The organism is Methylobacterium jeotgali (assembly GCF_022179345.1).
Classification (GTDB): Bacteria; Pseudomonadota; Alphaproteobacteria; order Rhizobiales; family Beijerinckiaceae; genus Methylobacterium; species Methylobacterium jeotgali.
This window is the reverse complement of sequence record NZ_BPQR01000043.1, coordinates 96,114-111,823: the sequence shown is the minus strand read 5'-3', so window position 1 is coordinate 111,823 and position 15,710 is coordinate 96,114. Positions and strand designations below refer to the sequence as shown.

Annotated in this window: 18 protein-coding genes; 12 read left to right on the top strand and 6 right to left on the bottom strand. The window is 71.7% G+C overall.

Annotated features, from left to right (window positions below; genetic code table 11):
* Positions 1-4 precede the first annotated feature (4 nt).
* A complete protein-coding gene (locus MFF04_RS13435) occupies positions 5-178 on the bottom strand; it encodes a hypothetical protein (protein ID WP_238276501.1) in 174 nt (57 codons plus the stop codon).
* A gap of 388 nt (positions 179-566) precedes the next feature.
* On the opposite strand from MFF04_RS13435, the gene MFF04_RS13430 reads away from it, so the two are divergent.
* The 6 genes from MFF04_RS13430 (at position 567) to MFF04_RS13405 (ending at position 6,692) form a co-directional block, all read left to right on the top strand.
* Complete coding sequence (locus MFF04_RS13430; protein ID WP_238276500.1) at positions 567-914, top strand: phasin; 348 nt, start codon at positions 567-569, stop codon at positions 912-914.
* 148 nt (positions 915-1,062) lie between these two features.
* Positions 1,063-1,941, top strand: a complete 879-nt coding sequence (locus tag MFF04_RS13425) for a hypothetical protein (RefSeq protein ID WP_238276499.1) — start codon at positions 1,063-1,065, stop codon at positions 1,939-1,941.
* 272 nt (positions 1,942-2,213) lie between these two features.
* Positions 2,214-3,671 (top strand): Do family serine endopeptidase, encoded by a 1,458-nt coding sequence (locus MFF04_RS13420; protein ID WP_238276498.1) that lies wholly within the window; start codon positions 2,214-2,216, stop codon positions 3,669-3,671.
* A gap of 48 nt (positions 3,672-3,719) precedes the next feature.
* Positions 3,720-5,033 carry a replication-associated recombination protein A gene (locus tag MFF04_RS13415; RefSeq protein WP_238276497.1) on the top strand — a complete coding sequence of 438 codons (1,314 nt, stop codon included), beginning with the start codon at positions 3,720-3,722 and terminating at the stop codon, positions 5,031-5,033.
* A 2-nt stretch (positions 5,034-5,035) separates the two neighbouring features.
* Positions 5,036-5,371: a GlpM family protein gene (locus tag MFF04_RS13410; RefSeq protein WP_238276496.1), complete on the top strand. Its 336-nt coding sequence runs from the start codon at positions 5,036-5,038 to the stop codon at positions 5,369-5,371.
* A 73-nt stretch (positions 5,372-5,444) separates the two neighbouring features.
* Positions 5,445-6,692: an Hsp70 family protein gene (locus MFF04_RS13405; protein WP_238276495.1), complete on the top strand. Its 1,248-nt coding sequence runs from the start codon at positions 5,445-5,447 to the stop codon at positions 6,690-6,692.
* A 15-nt stretch (positions 6,693-6,707) separates the two neighbouring features.
* On the opposite strand, the gene MFF04_RS13400 is transcribed toward MFF04_RS13405, so the two are convergent.
* Complete coding sequence (locus tag MFF04_RS13400; RefSeq protein WP_163436411.1) at positions 6,708-6,914, bottom strand: hypothetical protein; 207 nt, start codon at positions 6,912-6,914, stop codon at positions 6,708-6,710.
* A 251-nt stretch (positions 6,915-7,165) separates the two neighbouring features.
* Between MFF04_RS13400 and MFF04_RS13395 the strand changes: the two genes are divergently transcribed.
* The 6 genes from MFF04_RS13395 to MFF04_RS13370 all read left to right on the top strand — a co-directional run bounded on the left by MFF04_RS13395 (position 7,166) and on the right by MFF04_RS13370 (position 13,243).
* A complete protein-coding gene (locus tag MFF04_RS13395) occupies positions 7,166-8,623 on the top strand; it encodes an RluA family pseudouridine synthase (RefSeq protein WP_238276491.1) in 1,458 nt (485 codons plus the stop codon).
* Positions 8,624-8,746: 123 nt separating this feature from the next.
* Positions 8,747-9,175, top strand: a complete 429-nt coding sequence (locus tag MFF04_RS13390; RefSeq protein WP_238276489.1) for a hypothetical protein — start codon at positions 8,747-8,749, stop codon at positions 9,173-9,175.
* Between the two features lie 34 nt (positions 9,176-9,209).
* Positions 9,210-9,869, top strand: coding sequence for an HAD-IA family hydrolase (locus MFF04_RS13385; protein WP_238276487.1), 660 nt, complete (start codon positions 9,210-9,212; stop codon positions 9,867-9,869).
* Positions 9,870-9,930: 61 nt separating this feature from the next.
* Positions 9,931-10,740: an ATP12 family chaperone protein gene (locus MFF04_RS13380; protein ID WP_238276485.1), complete on the top strand. Its 810-nt coding sequence runs from the start codon at positions 9,931-9,933 to the stop codon at positions 10,738-10,740.
* A 190-nt stretch (positions 10,741-10,930) separates the two neighbouring features.
* Positions 10,931-11,476 carry an MOSC domain-containing protein gene (locus tag MFF04_RS13375; RefSeq protein WP_238276483.1) on the top strand — a complete coding sequence of 182 codons (546 nt, stop codon included), beginning with the start codon at positions 10,931-10,933 and terminating at the stop codon, positions 11,474-11,476.
* A 234-nt stretch (positions 11,477-11,710) separates the two neighbouring features.
* Positions 11,711-13,243 carry an acyl-CoA carboxylase subunit beta gene (locus MFF04_RS13370; protein ID WP_238276481.1) on the top strand — a complete coding sequence of 511 codons (1,533 nt, stop codon included), beginning with the start codon at positions 11,711-11,713 and terminating at the stop codon, positions 13,241-13,243.
* 58 nt (positions 13,244-13,301) lie between these two features.
* Here the strand turns inward: MFF04_RS13370 and MFF04_RS13365 are convergent, their stop codons facing one another.
* The 4 genes from MFF04_RS13365 to MFF04_RS13350 form a co-directional block, all read right to left on the bottom strand.
* Positions 13,302-13,565 (bottom strand): hypothetical protein, encoded by a 264-nt coding sequence (locus tag MFF04_RS13365; RefSeq protein WP_238276479.1) that lies wholly within the window; start codon positions 13,563-13,565, stop codon positions 13,302-13,304.
* Between the two features lie 101 nt (positions 13,566-13,666).
* A complete protein-coding gene (locus MFF04_RS13360; RefSeq protein ID WP_238276477.1) occupies positions 13,667-14,110 on the bottom strand; it encodes an ABC transporter ATPase in 444 nt (147 codons plus the stop codon).
* A 37-nt stretch (positions 14,111-14,147) separates the two neighbouring features.
* Positions 14,148-14,702, bottom strand: coding sequence for a TerB family tellurite resistance protein (locus MFF04_RS13355; protein ID WP_238276475.1), 555 nt, complete (start codon positions 14,700-14,702; stop codon positions 14,148-14,150).
* Between the two features lie 75 nt (positions 14,703-14,777).
* The gene (locus MFF04_RS13350) at positions 14,778-15,692 is read right to left on the bottom strand and encodes a metallophosphoesterase (protein ID WP_238276473.1); all 915 of its coding nucleotides are present in this window, start codon (positions 15,690-15,692) and stop codon (positions 14,778-14,780) included.
* Positions 15,693-15,710 lie beyond the last annotated feature (18 nt).

Genomic DNA, 15,710 nt, shown 5'->3' with positions numbered 1-15,710 from the left:
CCGCCTACTTCGTCACCTTCACCGAGACGGGATCGCTGGAGGGAAAGGTCTCTTCGAGGGCGTCGTCCAGGCGCTCGTCGATCTTCTCCTTGGCGTTCTCCGGGTTCTTCCTGTCGTCGGGGCGCGGGGCCTGCCCCGATGGCTGATCCTCGGGCTTGGTCCTGTGCTCTTCGGCCATACGCGCGCTCCTTCGATCGGGTAATCCCGCTCGGACACCCTTGCGCATCAACGCGACGCGGGGGCCGGGTGTTTCAAGATCGCGGCGCGCCCGGGCTCGGGAGCGTGCGCAAGGCGGCACCGATTCGTTCCCCATGGCGCCGCTCCGGGCCAAGCATGCGCCGGGCCGCGGACGGAGGCGGCCCCTCTCTCGATCCGTGACGGCCATGCTGCGCTGCACGAGGCCGACCGACGCCGACAACTGAGCGTCGAAGGTTTCCGATCTGTAACCACAGTGCCGATACTGTCGTCGCATTGTCTGACGCTTGACATTCATGTTGCGTCGCAACATAAGGGCGGCGGTCGGGACCGGCCGCGGCCGCCCGATGCATCCCATTCGAGAGGATCCCATGACGCAGCCCTTCCAGGTTCCGAACGAGCTCCGGGACTTCGCCGAGAAGAGCGTCGACCAGGCCCGCACGGCGGTCGAGACGCTGTTCAGCAACGCCGCGAAGGCCGCCGAGCAGCTCCAGACCAGCGGTCACAGCTTCCAGTCCAACCTGCAGGGCGCGGTCGCCAAGGGCTTCGACTTCGCCCAGACCAACACGCACGCCACCTTCGACTTCGCCCAGAAGGTCGTCCGCTCGAAGGACCTCAAGGAGGCCTACGAGCTGCAGACGGAGTTCCTGCGCAGCCAGATCGCCACGTTCCAGGCCCAGGCCAAGGAGCTCGGCTCCTTCGCTCAGCCGGCGCGCTGAGCCTTTCGGACGGCGGGCTCCCTCCCGGAGCCCTGCCGCCCGCGCATCCGGCGCGCCGCTCGACAGCGGCCGCGCCGGGCTGCATCCTTGAGAGCGTGGAGACGCCCCGCCCCGCCCGGCGGGAGGCTGAAGGCTCCAGGGGCTCGAGATGGCGCGCCCGATCGCGCCCGGCCCGGACGACGAGGAGATCATCGCGATGGCGACGCGGAACCCCCCGCCCACCCCCGGCAAGACCTCCCCCGGCAAGGCGTCTCCCGGCAAGCCCGAGCCCGCCAAGACGACACCCGACACGAGCGCCCCCGCGCCGAAGGCCGCGGCATCGCCGAAGGGGCCGGTCGCCAAGCCCGCTCCCGCCGCCAAGCCGCCTGCGGCCAAGCCTGCCGCGGCCGCGCCGGCTCCTGCTCCGAAAGCCTCCCTGGTCGAATCGGTCGCCCCCGTCGCCGTCGCGAGCGCCGCGGTGAAGGTGGAGGCGCACAGCGACCTGCCGCTCGCCAAGAACCCGCCACCGGCCAAACCGGCGCCGTCGCCCCCGGTCGCGAAGCCCGCGCCTGCCGCCGCGAAGCCGGAGACCCCGAAGCCGGTTCCCGGCGACGCCGCCCCACCGAAAGCCGCCGAGACGCCGGCAGCAGCAGTCTCCGCCGCTCCGCCCGCGCCGAAGCCCGAACCCGTGCCCGTTGCTCCGGCCCCCGTCGAGCCGGTGGCCGGTCCGCGCCTCGTGTCCTCGAAGCCGCAGCCCGCACCGACGGCCGCCAACAGCGACGAGCCCGTCGCCCGCACGTCCCCCGCGGGGACGGCGAACGGGGGCGCTTCCGACCTCGCCGGGATCGGCGAGACCGTGGCGGAGTTCCTGCGCGGCGAGAGCGCTGCGGCTCTGGCTCACCTGAAGGCGCTCAGCGCCGCCCGCACGCCCGCCGAGGTGTTGCGGCTCCAGGTCGGCGAGTTCCAGCGCGCGGCCGACGCCTCGCTGACCGTCTGGAGCGACATCGCCCGCCGCACCAGCCGGCTGCTGACCACGCCCCGCGGCTAGGGTCCTCGCCCGGCGGCGGCCTCCGGGCCGTCACGGAGCCGACGCGGACTCTCGCCAGCCGCCATCGCGCGTTCTACATGCCCCGGAGCGCCGGGGCCCGGCGTCCCGGCCGCGCGACGGCGGCCGGTCGAGGCGGGCTCCCGGAGCGGGGGCGTCCCGGCTTGCGATTCGCAGGATCGCGGCGGGGCACGCCCTCCCTTTGGTGAGGCATCGTCCGAGGCCGGCCCGGCGGGCACCGGCGGGAGGATGCCGCGGTCCAGCCGGAGCCTTCGATGACGCGCCCGACCCTCCTCGCCGCCGCCGGCACAATCGGCCTGCTCCTCGCGCTGCCCGCGGGCGCGCAGATGGCCAAGACCCCGGACAAGACCCCCGAGAAGAGCGCCGAGATCACCAAGGCGGTCCCGCCCTCCCGCAGCGACGTGCAGCTCTCCTTCGCGCCGGTGGTGAAGCGGGCGGCGCCCTCCGTCGTCAACGTCTACGCCTCCCATGTCGAGAAGCGGGCCCGCACCAGCGCCATGGAGGAGTTCATGCGCCGGTTCTTCGGCGAGGACGGGCGCGGCCGGGGCATGCCCGGCGACCGGGCGCAGCGCTCGCTCGGCTCCGGCGTGATCCTCGACGAGACCGGGCTGATCATCACCAACAACCACGTCATCGAGAACATGAACGAGGTGAAGGTCGCGCTCGCGGACAAGCGCGAGTTCGAGGCCTCGATCGTGCTGCGCGATCCCCGCACCGACCTCGCCGTGGTGAAGATCAAGTCCCCGACGGGCGGCCTCACGCCGATGCCCTTCGGCGATTCGGACGGGCTCGAGGTCGGCGACTTCGTGATGGCGATCGGCAACCCGTTCGGCGTCGGGCAGACGGTGACGCAGGGCATCGTCTCGGCGCTCGCCCGCACCCAGGTCGGCCAGACCGACTACCAGTACTTCATCCAGACCGACGCGGCGATCAATCCGGGCAACTCCGGCGGCGCGCTGGTCGACCTCCAGGGCCGTCTCGTCGGCGTCAACACCGCGATCTACTCCCAGTCCGGCGGCAGCCACGGCATCGGCTTCGCGATCCCCGCGAGCATGGTCCGGGCGGTGGTCGAGTCGGCGAAGTCCGGCGCGAGCGTGGTGCGCCGGCCGTGGCTCGGGGCGCGGGTCCAGGGCGTGACGCCGGACATCGCCGAGAGCGTCGGCCTCGACCATCCGACCGGCGTCCTCGTGGCGAGCCTCCAGCCGAAGAGCCCCGCCGAGGAGGCCGGGCTGAAGCGCGGCGACGTGATCCTCACCGTCGACGGGCAGACCGTCGACGACCCGGAGGCCTTCGGCTACCGCTTCGCCCTCAAGGGCACCTCGGGCCAGACGAAGTTCGGGCTCCTGCGCGGCAGCAGCCGCACCACCGTTGCGGTGAAGCTCGGGCCGGCGCCGGAGACGCGGCCCCGCGACCTGCTTAAGGTGCGCACCCGCTCGCCCTTCATGGGCGCGACCCTCGTGAACACCTCGCCCGCGATCGCCGAGGAGATGCAGGCCGATTTCCCCGCCGACGGCGTCGCCGTGATGTCCGTGGAGGACAACTCCTTCGCCGCCCGGGCGGGCCTTCAGAAGGGCGACATGGTGCTCGCGGTCAACGGCGTGCCAGTGACGACCACCAAGGACCTCGAGCGCGTCACCCGCAACACGCTGGGCGCCTGGGAGGTCTCGATCAACCGCGGCGGAGAGGTGCTGACCTCGGTGTTCGGGGGATAGGTCGCACCCGGGCTTGCGCCGGCCGCCCGCCTCGGAGCTTGTGAGGCCATGTCCGATCTCTTCATCTCGGCCGGGCTCGGGGCCGATGCACCCCGGCCACTCGCCGACCGCCTCCGCCCGACGAGCCTCGATGAGGTCGTCGGCCAGGAGCATCTCACCGGACCGGACGGGGCGCTGACCCGTCTGCTGCGCTCGAAGTCGCTGGGCTCGCTGATCTTCTGGGGGCCGCCGGGCACCGGCAAGACCACGGTGGCGCGGCTGCTCGCCGGCGAGACGAGCCTGCATTTCGAGCAGATCTCGGCGATCTTCTCCGGACTCGCGGAGTTGCGGAAGGTGTTCGAGGCCGCGCGCAAGCGCCGGGCGACGGGGCAGGGGACGCTGCTCTTCGTCGACGAGATCCACCGCTTCAACCGCGCCCAGCTCGACGCCTTCCTCCCCGTGATGGAGGACGGCACCGTGACGCTCGTCGGCGCCACCACCGAGAACCCGTCCTTCGAGCTCAACCCGGCGCTGCTCTCGCGGGCCCGCGTGCTGCTGTTCCGGGCGCTCGACGAGGCGGCCATCGCCCGGCTTCTCGCCCGCGCCGAGGACGTGACCGGGCGGCCCCTGCCGCTCGACGAGGAGGCCCGCGGCGTCCTCGTGCGCATGGCCGACGGCGACGGGCGGGCCGCGCTGACCCTCGCGGAGGAGGTCTGGCGCTCCGCCGGTCCCGGCGAGACGCTCGATGCCGAGACGCTGCAGGAGATCATCCAGCGCCGCGCCCCGATCTACGACAAGGCGCAGGAGGGCCACTACAACCTCATCAGCGCCCTGCATAAGACCGTGCGCGGCTCCGATCCGGACGCGGCGCTCTACTATCTCTGCCGGATGCTCGATGCCGGCGAAGACCGGCTGTTCATCGCCCGCCGCCTCGTGCGCATGGCGGTGGAGGATATCGGGCTCGCCGACCCGCAGGCGCTCGTGATCGCTACCGCCGCCAAGGACGCCTTCGACTTCCTCGGCTCGCCGGAGGGCGAGCTGGCGCTCGCGCAGACGACCGTCTACCTCGCCTGCGCCCCGAAATCGAACGCGGTCTACGAGGCCTACAAGGCCGCGACGCGGGTCGCCAAGGCCCACGGCTCGCTGCCGCCGCCGCGCACCATCCTCAACGCGCCGACGAAGCTCATGAAACGCATCGGCTACGGCGAGGGCTACCGCTACGACCACGACGAGCCCGACGCCTTCTCCGGCCAGGATTATTGGCCCGAGGCGCTCGGCCGCCAGCATTTCTATGCGCCGACCGATCGCGGCATGGAGAGCCGCTACCGGGACCGACTCGACCACTGGGAGCGCCTGCGCCGGGAGCGGCGCGGCGAGGACTGATCGTGCCTCTCGACGTACTCTGGAAGGGCCTCGTCGGCGGCCTCGTCACAATGGCGATCGTGCTCGCCTCGAAGCGCGGCACCATTCTGCCGGGCATCCTGCCGCTGGCGCCAACCTTCGCGATCATCGCGCTGCTCGCCGTCGGCGCCAAGGGCGAAGCGGGCGCCTTCCGCGAGACCTGCCTCGCCGGCGTGAAGACCATCCCCGCCTATCTCACCTTCCTCGGCGTCGCCTGGTGGCTCGGCGGCGGGCTCGATTATCGGCTCGCCATCCTCGGCGCGCTCGCCGCGTGGCTCGCCGTCGCGCTGGCGATCTTCCTGCTGCCGGGCCGGCTCTGAGGCTGGACCCGGACCGCGCCGGGCGGTAGGGGAGCCGCCCCCCTATCCAGCCTTTCCCAAGGACCGACGCCCGATGGCGGCCTGCGGCCTCGATTTCGGCACCTCGAACACGACCCTCGGCCACCTGAGCGGCGGCCGGCCGGAGCTACTGCCCATGGAAGGCCGCCACCTCACGGTGCCGAGCGCGATCTTCTTCGCGCCGGGCCGCGAGCCGGTGATCGGCCGGGCGGCGATGGAGGCCTATGTCGAGGGCGTGGCAGGCCGGCTGATGCGCAGCCTCAAGTCGGTGCTGGGCACCTCGCTCATCGAGGAGACGACGCCGCTCGGCCACCAGCGCCTGCGCTTCCGCGACGTCATCGCCCGCTATCTCGCCGCGGTGAAGGCGCGGGCCGAGGCGGCGGCGGGGACCGAATTCGACACCGTCGTCCACGGCCGCCCGGTCCATTTCGTGGACGGCGACGGGGAGGGCGACCGCCGCGCGGAGGAGACGCTGCGCGAGATCGCCCGGAGCGTCGGCTTCCATCACGTCTCCTTCCAGTACGAGCCCATCGCCGCCGCCCTCGACTACGAGCGCAGCGTCACGGGGGAGGAGATCGCCCTGATCGCCGATATCGGCGGCGGCACCTCGGACTTCTCGATCGTGCGCCTCTCGCCCGAGCGCCACGCCCGCCCGGACCGGTCCGGCGACATCCTGGCCAACGACGGCGTGCGCATCGGCGGCACCGATTTCGACCGGATGCTGAGCCTCGGCACGGTGATGCCGCTGATGGGCCTCGGCAGCCCGATGAAACGTGGCGACCTCGCCGTGCCGAGCGCCTACTTCCACGACCTCGCCACGTGGTCGAGCATCAACCGGCTCTACAATCCGAAGACGCTCCGCGAGATCGAGGAAACACGCCGCGACGCCGCCCGGCCGGAGCTGATCGAGCGCCTCTACGGCGTGGTCGAAGGCGAGCGCGGCCATGGCCTCGCGCTCGCCGTCGAGGGCGCCAAGATCGCGGCTTCCGACACCGACACCGCCGGGATCGATCTCGCCTTCGTGGAGCCCGGCCTCAAGGCCGGCGTCGACCGCGCGAGCCTGGAGGCGCAGACCGGCATCCTGGCGCGCCGCGTCAGCGAGCGGGTCGGCCGCTGCCTGACCCAGGCCGGGCTCTCGCCGGAGCGGATCGACGCGCTCTTCCTCACCGGGGGCTCGACCGGGCTGCCGCATGTGCGCGCCGGCCTCACCGCCTGCCTGCCACGGGCGCGGGTGGTCGAGGGCGACACCTTCGGCTCGGTCGGCCTAGGCCTCACCGTCGAGGCCGCGCGGCGGGCGGGGTAGGGCTGCGGCGTCGATCTATCGCCGTCCCAGGCCGTAGGCGACCGCCGCGAGGGCGACGAGGAACGGCGCCCAGAAGTGGACGAGCCCGAGTCGGCTCCAGACCGAGAAGGTCTCCCGGCAGCCCGTGGTGTTCATCGCGCATCCCAGCGGCACGAAGTAGAAGAACCACACCATCGTCGCGAAGCCCAAGACGACGCCGAGAAGCAGTGCGAAGGTCCTCAACGCCATCCCCTTCGTGCGCGTGGGTGCCGCCCGGACCCGCCGCTCGTGTTATCCTCGAGGACGCTGCCTTCGATCCACTGCGGCGCCGCGGCCCGGATACCGGATTTCGCCGCGGTACCGCAGCGCTCTTCCTTCGGGCACGCGTGGCCAGCGTGGAAGGGCAGGCCGATGCGACACCGCGCGCGGGAGCAGGCCCGACGGCACGCCGACCTCAATTGTCGCCGTCGTGCCCGGATGATAGCAGCGCGGAGATGACGACGAAGCCTCCTCATCGCGGCGGTCCCGGCAAGGGCGGCGGCTCCGGCCGGGGACCGGGCAAAGCTCCCGGCCGGGGCGCCGGCAAAGCCTTCGGAGCGCCGGGCGGGCGTGGCGCCGCCCGCGGTCCGAAGCCCGGCGGACGGCCGGAGCGCGCCCGCACCGGCCCTCGCACCAGCGCCCTCGACGCCGCCCAGCGCGCCGCCCGCATGCGCGGCGACGACGCCCTCGATCGCTCGCCCTGGGAGGATGTCTCCGGCGAGGAGGCCCGTCCCGCCCGTGCCGCGGCGACGCCCCGGAAGGCGCCGGCCCCTCGCACCCGCTCTCGCGACGAGAGCACGGCGTCGCGCCAGCCCGGCGGCCGCGCGCGGGGAACGCCCGTGGCGAAGCCGCGCGCCGAGGTGCCGGAGGGTCCGACCCGGCGCGAGCAGCGCGCCGCGGCCTCCGCGACGCTGGCGAGCGGCGTGCAGACGCTGACCGTCGAGGCGGACGAGGCGGGCATGCGCATCGACCGCTTCCTCACCGCCCGCTTTCCGCAGCTGCCCTTCACCCGCGTGCAGAGCATCGTCCGCAAGGGCGAGCTCCGGGTCGACGGCAAGCGCGCCAAGCCCAACGACCGGCTGGAGCCCGGCATGAGCGTGCGGGTACCCCCGCTGAAGCTCGCCGAGCCGGAGGAGCGTCCGCGCTCGCCGACCCGCGACGCGGGCGACGCCGCTTTCATCCGCTCGCTGATCCTCTACGAGGACGCGGAGATGATGGTGCTCAACAAGCCCTTCGGGCTCGCCGTCCAGGGCGGCTCGGGCACCGTGCGCCACGTCGACGGCCTGCTCGACGCCCTCACCGGCCCGGACGGGCAGAAGCCGCGCCTCGTCCACCGCCTCGACAAGGACACCGCCGGCTGCCTGATCGTCGCCAAGACGAGGCTCGCCGCCTCGACGCTCGCCAAGACGTTCCGGTCCAGAGCCGCCCGCAAGGTCTACTGGGCACTGACCGCCGGCGTCCCCCGGGTCCGCCAGGGCCGGGTCTCGACCTACCTCGCCAAGGACGAGCCGACCGACGCGGACGCGCGCATGCGGGTCGCCAAGCACGGCGACGAGGGCGCGAGCCACGCCCTGACCTACTACGCGCTCGTCGACAACGTCGCGCAGAAGCTCTCCTGGCTCTCGCTGAAGCCCGTCACCGGGCGCACCCATCAGCTGCGCGCCCACGCGGCCCATATCGGCCACCCGATCGTCGGTGATCCGAAGTACTTCGACATCGAGAACTGGGAGCTGCCCGGCGGCATCCAGAACCGCCTGCACCTGCTGGCGCGGCGGATCGTCATCCCCCATCCGCGCACGGGGCAGCCCGTCGACGTGTCGGCGCCGCTGCCGCCGCACATGGCCCAGAGCTGGAACCTGCTCGGCTTCGACGCCGCCCGCTACGACCCGATCGTCGAGGCTCCCGAAGCCTGAGGGTTCGACCTTCCGGCCCCTTCGAGATCCTCGACCTTCCGGTCCCTTGGCAATCCCAGGGCAGAGCTTATTCTTCCCGCGCGGCTCCCGTCGGCCGCGGCCGCGAAGCGAGATCCGACCCCCATGAACCGCGCGACGATGGCCTGCCTCGCCCTGCTGCTGATCCCCACCGCGGGGGCGGCGCGCGCCATCGACAAGCCTGCCCAGCCCGCCGCCGCGCAGGCCGCCCAGCCCGCCGCCCAGGCGGCGCCGGCGCAGGCCGCGCCCGCGAACCCGCCGCGCGGGGTCGAGCCCCGCCGCCGGCGCTCCGGCTACGCCCGCTGCAACCGGCTCTCCCACGAGCGCGGCCTGCGCGGCGGTGCCCGGCGGCGCTTTCTGATCCGCTGCCGGCTCGGCTACGTGCGCAACAAGCCGGGACAGGCCGCGACGCAGCCGCCCCAAGTGCAGCCGCAGGGCCAGCCTCAGCCGCAGCCGGCCGTTCCGCCCGCGGACACGCAGCCTCCGGTGCAGGGCACGCGACCGGCCGCCCCCGTACCCGCCAAGCGCCCCTGAGCCGGAAGGGAAGGCCGCCTTGCCCGACCCGGCCGTGAAACTCCTCGTCTTCGATGTGGACGGCACCCTCATCGACAGCCAGCACCTGATCGTCGCCGCCCAGGGCATCGCCTTCGCCGAACACGGGCTGGCGCCGCCGAGCCGGGCGACGGCGCTCTCGGTGGTGGGCCTGTCGCTCCCCCAGGCGTTCCGCCGCCTCGTCGGCGACGACGGCCCCATCGAGGGCCTCTCGGAGAGCTACAAGCGGGCCTTCAACACCCTGCGCCTCGACCCGGCCCACGAGGAGCCGCTGTTTCCCGGCATGGCAGAGCTGCTCGCGCGGCTGCACGAGCGGGACGACGTGCTGCTCGGCATCGCCACCGGCAAGTCGCGGCGCGGCGTCGACCGGCTGATCGAGTCGCAGGGCTGGCAGGGCTGGTTCGCAACCACCCAAAGTGCCGACGACGCTCCCTCCAAGCCCGACCCCGCGATGTTGCTCCAGGCCATGGCCGAGGCCGGCACGCGGCCGACCCACACGATGATGATCGGCGACACCACCTTCGACATGGGGATGGCCACGAGCGCGGGCGCGGCGGGGATCGGCGTCTCCTGGGGCTACCACAGCCCCGGCGCGCTGCGCTCGGCGGGCGCGGTGACGGTGGTCGACTCGGCCGAGGAGCTCTCCGCCCTGTTCCCGCGGGCCTCCGCCGCCTGACGCTCGCGCCGGCCGCGCCCGCGCCCTATATCGGCGCCCGGATCACGAGACCGCGATACAGATGGCCGACGAGAGAGACGACGTCACCCGCGACTGGCTCGGCGAGCCCGGCGCCGAGAGCCGGCCCGACCCGCTCGCCGCCGCCCGCGGCGCCAGCCGCCCGACGCGGCCGAGGAAGTTCTACGCGCAGGCCGGGCTCGCGGAGGGGGAGGGCGGCTTCCGCCTGACGCTCGACGGCAAGCCCGCCAACACCCCCGCCCGCCGCCCCCTCGCGGTGCCCGACCGGCGCGTGGCGGAGGCGCTCGCCGCGGAGTGGCAGGGCCAGGGCGAGACCATCGAGCCCGCCACCATGCCGCTCACGCGGCTCCTCAACTCAGCGATCGACGGCGTCGCCGAGCGCCGGGAGGCGGTGGCCGAGGACCTCTGCGCCTTCGCCCAAACCGATCTCGTCGCCTATCGCGCGGACTCGCCGGAGCGCCTCGTCGCCGCGCAGGCCGCAGCCTGGGACCCGGTGCTCGACTTCGCCCGCGAGGCGATCGGCGCCCGCCTGCTGCTCAGCGAGGGCGTGATGCATGTCGAGCAGGCCCCGGAGGCCGTGGAGGCGATCCGCCGGGCGGTCCTGGCGGTGGAGGACCCGTTCCGGCTTGCCGCGCTCCACACGATGACGACGCTGACCGGCTCGCTCCTCATCGCGCTGGCCGTGCTGAACGGGCGCCTCACGGCGGCGGAGGCCTGGGAGGCGGCCCATGTCGACGAGACCTATCAGGCGAGCGTCTGGGGCCGCGACGCGGAGGCCGAGGCGCGGCTCGCCGCCCGCAGGGCCGAGTTCGATGCGGCCGCCCTGGTCGCGGCGCCTGATTCCACGCCCTGAGTTCGGGGACATGGCTATGCCGTGGGAGAGTGGAGGCTCTCTCAGGGCGCCGACTGTAGGACAAGCCGGTGCGGGCTCGGACATCCGCGACCATCTATCGGTAAGCCGATCAGGGGTTGCTTGTACCCCTTCCGAGACTTAGCCAATGCCCCGCTCGGCCGGCATGGACCGAGCGGGCAGGAGAAGACCGGTGGAAAGCGGACGGGTCGTCGCGGTATCCAAGGACGCGGAGCATCGCTTCTCGAAACGGTCTACCCCCGAACTGAACGTGATCGCCGGGCTGGGTATCGAGGGCGACGCGCATCAGGGCACGACAGTCCAGCATCGCTCCCGCGTCGCGGTGAACCCGTCACAGCCCAATCTCCGTCAGGTTCACCTCATCCCGATCGAGACACTCGACGAGCTGCGCCGGAAGGGATTCGCGGTCGGCCCTGCCGATCTCGGCGAGAATGTCACGACCGAATCCATCGACCTCTCCGCGCTGCCGAGAGGCAGCCTCCTCAAGATCGGCGCGACCGTGGTTCTGGAGATCACGGGACTTCGCAATCCATGCGTCCAGATCGAGCAGTTCCTGCCGGGCCTTCTGAAAGCGGTCGTCGACAAGGGGTCGAACGGCGACGTGATCCTCAAGGCGGGGATCATGACCGTGGTGCGCGAAGGAGGCGCCATCAGGCCGGGCGATCCGATCAGTGTCGAACTGCCGCCGATGCCTCATCTTCCGCTGGAGCGTGTCTGAGGGTTCGTTCGACGAGAGCTCGCGAACGCCGGATCGCGCCTGCCCCATATCACAGCCGATCGCTTCCAGACGTTGGGTTCGGGACTGACGAAGAGTCGATTTCGTCATCCGGGCACTCGTGCTAAGGGCGATCCCAAGCCCCACCGCCAAGCCTCGCGATGCCTCGACAAGACGCGCGCCGGCACAGCGAGACAAGGGGCGCCCGTCTCAGGCACAGCGGAGGCCGCACGCCCTATGAAGGACATCCTCGAGAAGCTCGAACAGCGCCGCGCGCAGGCCCGCCTCGGCGGCGGCGAGAAGCGCGTCGAGGCCCAGCACAACCGCGGCAAGCTCACGGCGCGCGAGCGCATCGAACTGCTCCTCGACCACGGGTCGTTCGAGGAGTTCGACATGTTCGTGCAGCACCGCTCCACCGATTTCGGGATGGAGAAGCAGAAGATCCCCGGCGACGGCGTGGTGACCGGCTGGGGCACCATCAACGGCCGCACGGTGTTCCTGTTCTCGAAGGACTTCACGGTGTTCGGCGGCTCGCTCTCGGAGACGCATGCCGCCAAGATCGTCAAGGTCCAGGACATGGCGCTGAAGATGCGCGCGCCGATCATCGGCATCTTCGATGCCGGCGGCGCACGCATCCAAGAGGGCGTCGCGGCGCTCGGCGGCTACGGCGAGGTCTTCCGCCGCAACGTCGCGGCCTCGGGCGTGATCCCGCAGATCTCGGTCATCATGGGACCGTGCGCCGGCGGCGACGTCTACTCGCCGGCCATGACCGACTTCATCTTCATGGTCCGCGACACGAGCTACATGTTCGTGACCGGCCCCGACGTGGTGAAGACCGTCACCAACGAGGTCGTCACGGCCGAGGAGCTCGGCGGCGCCAAGGTCCACACCTCGAAGTCCTCCATCGCGGACGGCTCCTTCGAGAACGACGTCGAGGCGATCCTCCAGATCCGGCGCCTGCTCGACTTCCTGCCCGCCAACAACATCGACGGCGTGCCGGAGATCGAGAGCTTCGACAGCGTCGACCGGCTCGACAAGTCGCTCGACACCCTGATCCCCGACAACCCGAACAAGCCCTACGACATGGGCGAGCTGATCCGCCGCGTCGTCGACGAGGGCGATTTCTTCGAGATCCAGGCGGCCTACGCGCGGAACATCATCACCGGCTTCGGACGCATCGAGGGCCGCACCGTCGGCTTCGTGGCGAACCAGCCGCTGGTGCTGGCCGGCGTGCTCGACTCGGATGCCTCCAGGAAGGCCGCCCGCTTCGTGCGCTTCTGCGACGCCTTCTCGATCCCGATCGTCACCTTCGTGGACGTGCCCGGCTTCCTGCCGGGGACGGCGCAGGAATACGGCGGCCTCATCAAGCACGGCGCCAAGCTGCTCTTCGCCTACTCGCAGGCCACCGTGCCGCTCGTGACCATCATCACGCGAAAAGCCTTCGGCGGCGCCTACGACGTGATGGCGTCCAAGCACGTCGGCGCCGACCTCAACTACGCCTGGCCGACCGCGCAGATCGCGGTGATGGGCGCCAAGGGCGCCGTCGAGATCATCTTCCGCGCCGAGATGGGCGAGCCGGACAAGATCGCCGCGCGCACCGGCGAGTACGAGGAGCGCTTCCTGTCGCCCTTCGTGGCTGCCGAGCGGGGCTACATCGACGAGGTGATCATGCCACACTCGACCCGCAAGCGCATCGCGCGGGCGCTGGGCATGCTGCGCACCAAGGAGATGGAGCAGCCCTGGAAGAAGCACGACAACATCCCGCTCTGAGGATCTTTCGCGCTGGGGCAACAGCGTCCCGGCGCGAATGGCCCTCTCGGGAGCCGTGCTACTTGGAGGGGTCGGCGCCTTCGGCGGCCACGCAGAGCTTCACCGCGGCCTCGATCTCGATGTCGCGGGGATCGCCGACATTGGCAGTCTCCTCCAGGCAGCGCAGGAAGTACTCCTTGTCGAGGCCCGGCGAGAGGGCCGAGAAGGACTTGCCGAGCCGTGTCGCGAGGTCGAGCCTGTCCGCCGGCGGGGCCCGGCGATAGGTGCTGATCTTGTCGACCACCGAGAGCCGCGCCTCGGCCGCTCCGGTGAGGAAAACCATGAAACCTAAGACAAACGTAAGATCACGCGCGTGCATCGGCGACGATCCTCCCTGCTTTTTCCAAATCATAGAAGCAGAGAGGCGCGGCGAACAAGACGTTCTCAGGTTCTGTCGTCGCGCTGGATCGCCGCGCAGAGCGTGAGCGCGCCCCGCTCGGCCGAGTCCGTCACGGAGCAGACGATCCGCAGGCCCGGCAGGTCGACGCTGCTGTGGCGCAACCGCGAGGCGGCGTCGCGGGCCTGCCGGCCGGCGGCCTCGATCGCGGCGGGATCGGCGCCCGTCACCACGGCGCCGGCCTTGCCAAGCAGCGCGTAGAAGCGCTCCGGCGGCTCCTTGCCCTTGAACTGCACCCCGGTGGAGGTGAGCGGGCCGCAGGCCAGCGTCAGCCCGGTGTCGGGGCCGGCCTCGAGATTGGCGAAGTCGCTGCGGCCGGAGGTCACCGTCGCGCCGGTCGCCGCCGCGATCCTATCGGCAAGGGCGCCGCACTCGTCGGCGCAGGCGGGCAGAGCAGTGAACAGCAGCAGGGCGGGGACGAGAAGGCGCATGCCCACAGAGCTAGGGCGCTCCGGTTCGCGTGCGAGCTCAGCCAAAGTCGCCGCTGCGGGTGGCGGCAAGCCGCGGCGCCTCCGCGATTAACCGCCGCTTCAGACGCACGATGCCCTCCCGCTGCAGCTCGCTCGGGGCGGAATGGGCGCCCGCGACGCTCCCGAGCATGTCGACGAGGTCGCGGCGCTCGGCCTCCGTCAGGGCCTCGCGCAGGAGCGGCAACAGCGGATCGGCGGCGAGGGAGAAGGGCCGGCGCGGCTCGGTGTAGGACCAGGCCCGCTCGAAGGTGCCCTCGACGTCCTCGACGCCGAGATTGTCCTTCATCAGCGTCAGGATGCGGTTCTTCTCGCTCGCCGTGACGGGGCTGCCGGTGCGCACGAGCTGGATCATCAGGATTACCGCCGCGAGCCGCGGGTCGCGCACCCGCTGGAGCGGCGTGCCGATGATGCCCTCGATAGTCGAGCGGGCCCGCCGCTGAAAACCCTTGGTGTCGTGGTCGATCTCGCGGATCTGCTTCACGGTGCCGTGGGCGCGCAGCACCCAGAACAGGATCCCGGCGATGATCGCCGCGACCGCCAGGAGGAACGCCATCGACCCACTCCCCGTCATGCCCCCGGAAGGGCGGGAGTCGAACCATGGCCGGCCGCCCGCGTCAAACCGGAGCGTTCAGGAGCGCAGGGCGGCGACGGCGGGCGGATGCCCGAGATCGAGCAGCACGATCTCCGGCGGCACGCCGAAGCGGACCGGGATTCGGCTGACGCCGAAGCCCCCGGAGATGATCATGTGCCGGCCGCCGCGCACGATGTGGCCGTAGGCGTAGCCGTTCCCGTAGGAGGAGGGCACCACCGGCGAGAAGCCGAACAGCCGCACCTGCCCGCCATGGGTATGGCCGGCGAGCGTCAGGGAGACACGCTCGGGCACCTCGGTGAAGATGTCGGGCTCGTGCACCATCAGCAGAACCGGCGCCTCGTCGGTCACCTTGGCGAGGGTGCCGGGCAGGTCGTCGCGTCCCTGCGGGTCGCCCTGGATGACGAAGGGCTCCTGGTCGCCGATGCCGGCCACCCAGAAGGGCAGGCCGTTCTTGGCGAGGCGCACCGCCTGGTTCTCGAAGACGGGGATTCCTTCCGCCTCCAGCACCCGCTGCGCCTCGCAGGGGCCGCGGCGGGTCCTCTGCGCGGTGCGGTCGTCCCACCAGTCGTGGTTGCCGAGGATGGCGAAGGTGCCGAGCGGCGCCTTCAGCCCGGCGACGACGCGGGCGAACTCGACGAGCGGGATCGGCCGCCACATCACCCGGCCGCCCGGATAGTCGCCGAGCATCAGGATCAGGTCGGGCTTGAGGGCGTTCGTGGCGTCGACGATCTCGCTGATGCGGTCCAGCGGCATGAACGGCTCGCCGACGTGGAAGTCGGAGAGCACCGCGACGCGCAGCGACAGGCCCGGCGTCCAGCGCGGCAGGGCCGGCGCGTAGCGGGTGACGACGAGCCGGTGGAGCGGCTCGATGTCGAAGGCATAGGCCCCCGTGGAGAGGCCGACGGCGCCGGCCCCGGCCAGGAACTGCCGTCGACTCGGCAGGATGAGCATGCGCGCCTTCCCCTCGGA

Bases quoted from the DNA above. Each gene is read 5' to 3' on its own strand.
- MFF04_RS13365 (WP_238276479.1), bottom strand. From the start codon at position 13,565: ATGGTTTTCCTCACCGGAGCGGCCGAGGCGCGGCTCTCGGTGGTCGAC.
- MFF04_RS13350 (WP_238276473.1), bottom strand. From the start codon at position 15,692: ATGCTCATCCTGCCGAGTCGACGGCAGTTCCTGGCCGGGGCCGGCGCC.
- MFF04_RS13370 (WP_238276481.1), top strand. From the start codon at position 11,711: ATGAAGGACATCCTCGAGAAGCTCGAACAGCGCCGCGCGCAGGCCCGC.
- MFF04_RS13360 (WP_238276477.1), bottom strand. From the start codon at position 14,110: ATGCGCCTTCTCGTCCCCGCCCTGCTGCTGTTCACTGCTCTGCCCGCC.
- MFF04_RS13415 (WP_238276497.1), top strand. From the start codon at position 3,720: ATGTCCGATCTCTTCATCTCGGCCGGGCTCGGGGCCGATGCACCCCGG.
- MFF04_RS13405 (WP_238276495.1), top strand. From the start codon at position 5,445: ATGGCGGCCTGCGGCCTCGATTTCGGCACCTCGAACACGACCCTCGGC.
- MFF04_RS13420 (WP_238276498.1), top strand. From the start codon at position 2,214: ATGACGCGCCCGACCCTCCTCGCCGCCGCCGGCACAATCGGCCTGCTC.
- MFF04_RS13425 (WP_238276499.1), top strand. From the start codon at position 1,063: ATGGCGCGCCCGATCGCGCCCGGCCCGGACGACGAGGAGATCATCGCG.
- MFF04_RS13430 (WP_238276500.1), top strand. From the start codon at position 567: ATGACGCAGCCCTTCCAGGTTCCGAACGAGCTCCGGGACTTCGCCGAG.
- MFF04_RS13395 (WP_238276491.1), top strand. From the start codon at position 7,166: ATGACGACGAAGCCTCCTCATCGCGGCGGTCCCGGCAAGGGCGGCGGC.
- MFF04_RS13390 (WP_238276489.1), top strand. From the start codon at position 8,747: ATGAACCGCGCGACGATGGCCTGCCTCGCCCTGCTGCTGATCCCCACC.
- MFF04_RS13435 (WP_238276501.1), bottom strand. From the start codon at position 178: ATGGCCGAAGAGCACAGGACCAAGCCCGAGGATCAGCCATCGGGGCAG.
- MFF04_RS13380 (WP_238276485.1), top strand. From the start codon at position 9,931: ATGGCCGACGAGAGAGACGACGTCACCCGCGACTGGCTCGGCGAGCCC.
- MFF04_RS13355 (WP_238276475.1), bottom strand. From the start codon at position 14,702: ATGGCGTTCCTCCTGGCGGTCGCGGCGATCATCGCCGGGATCCTGTTC.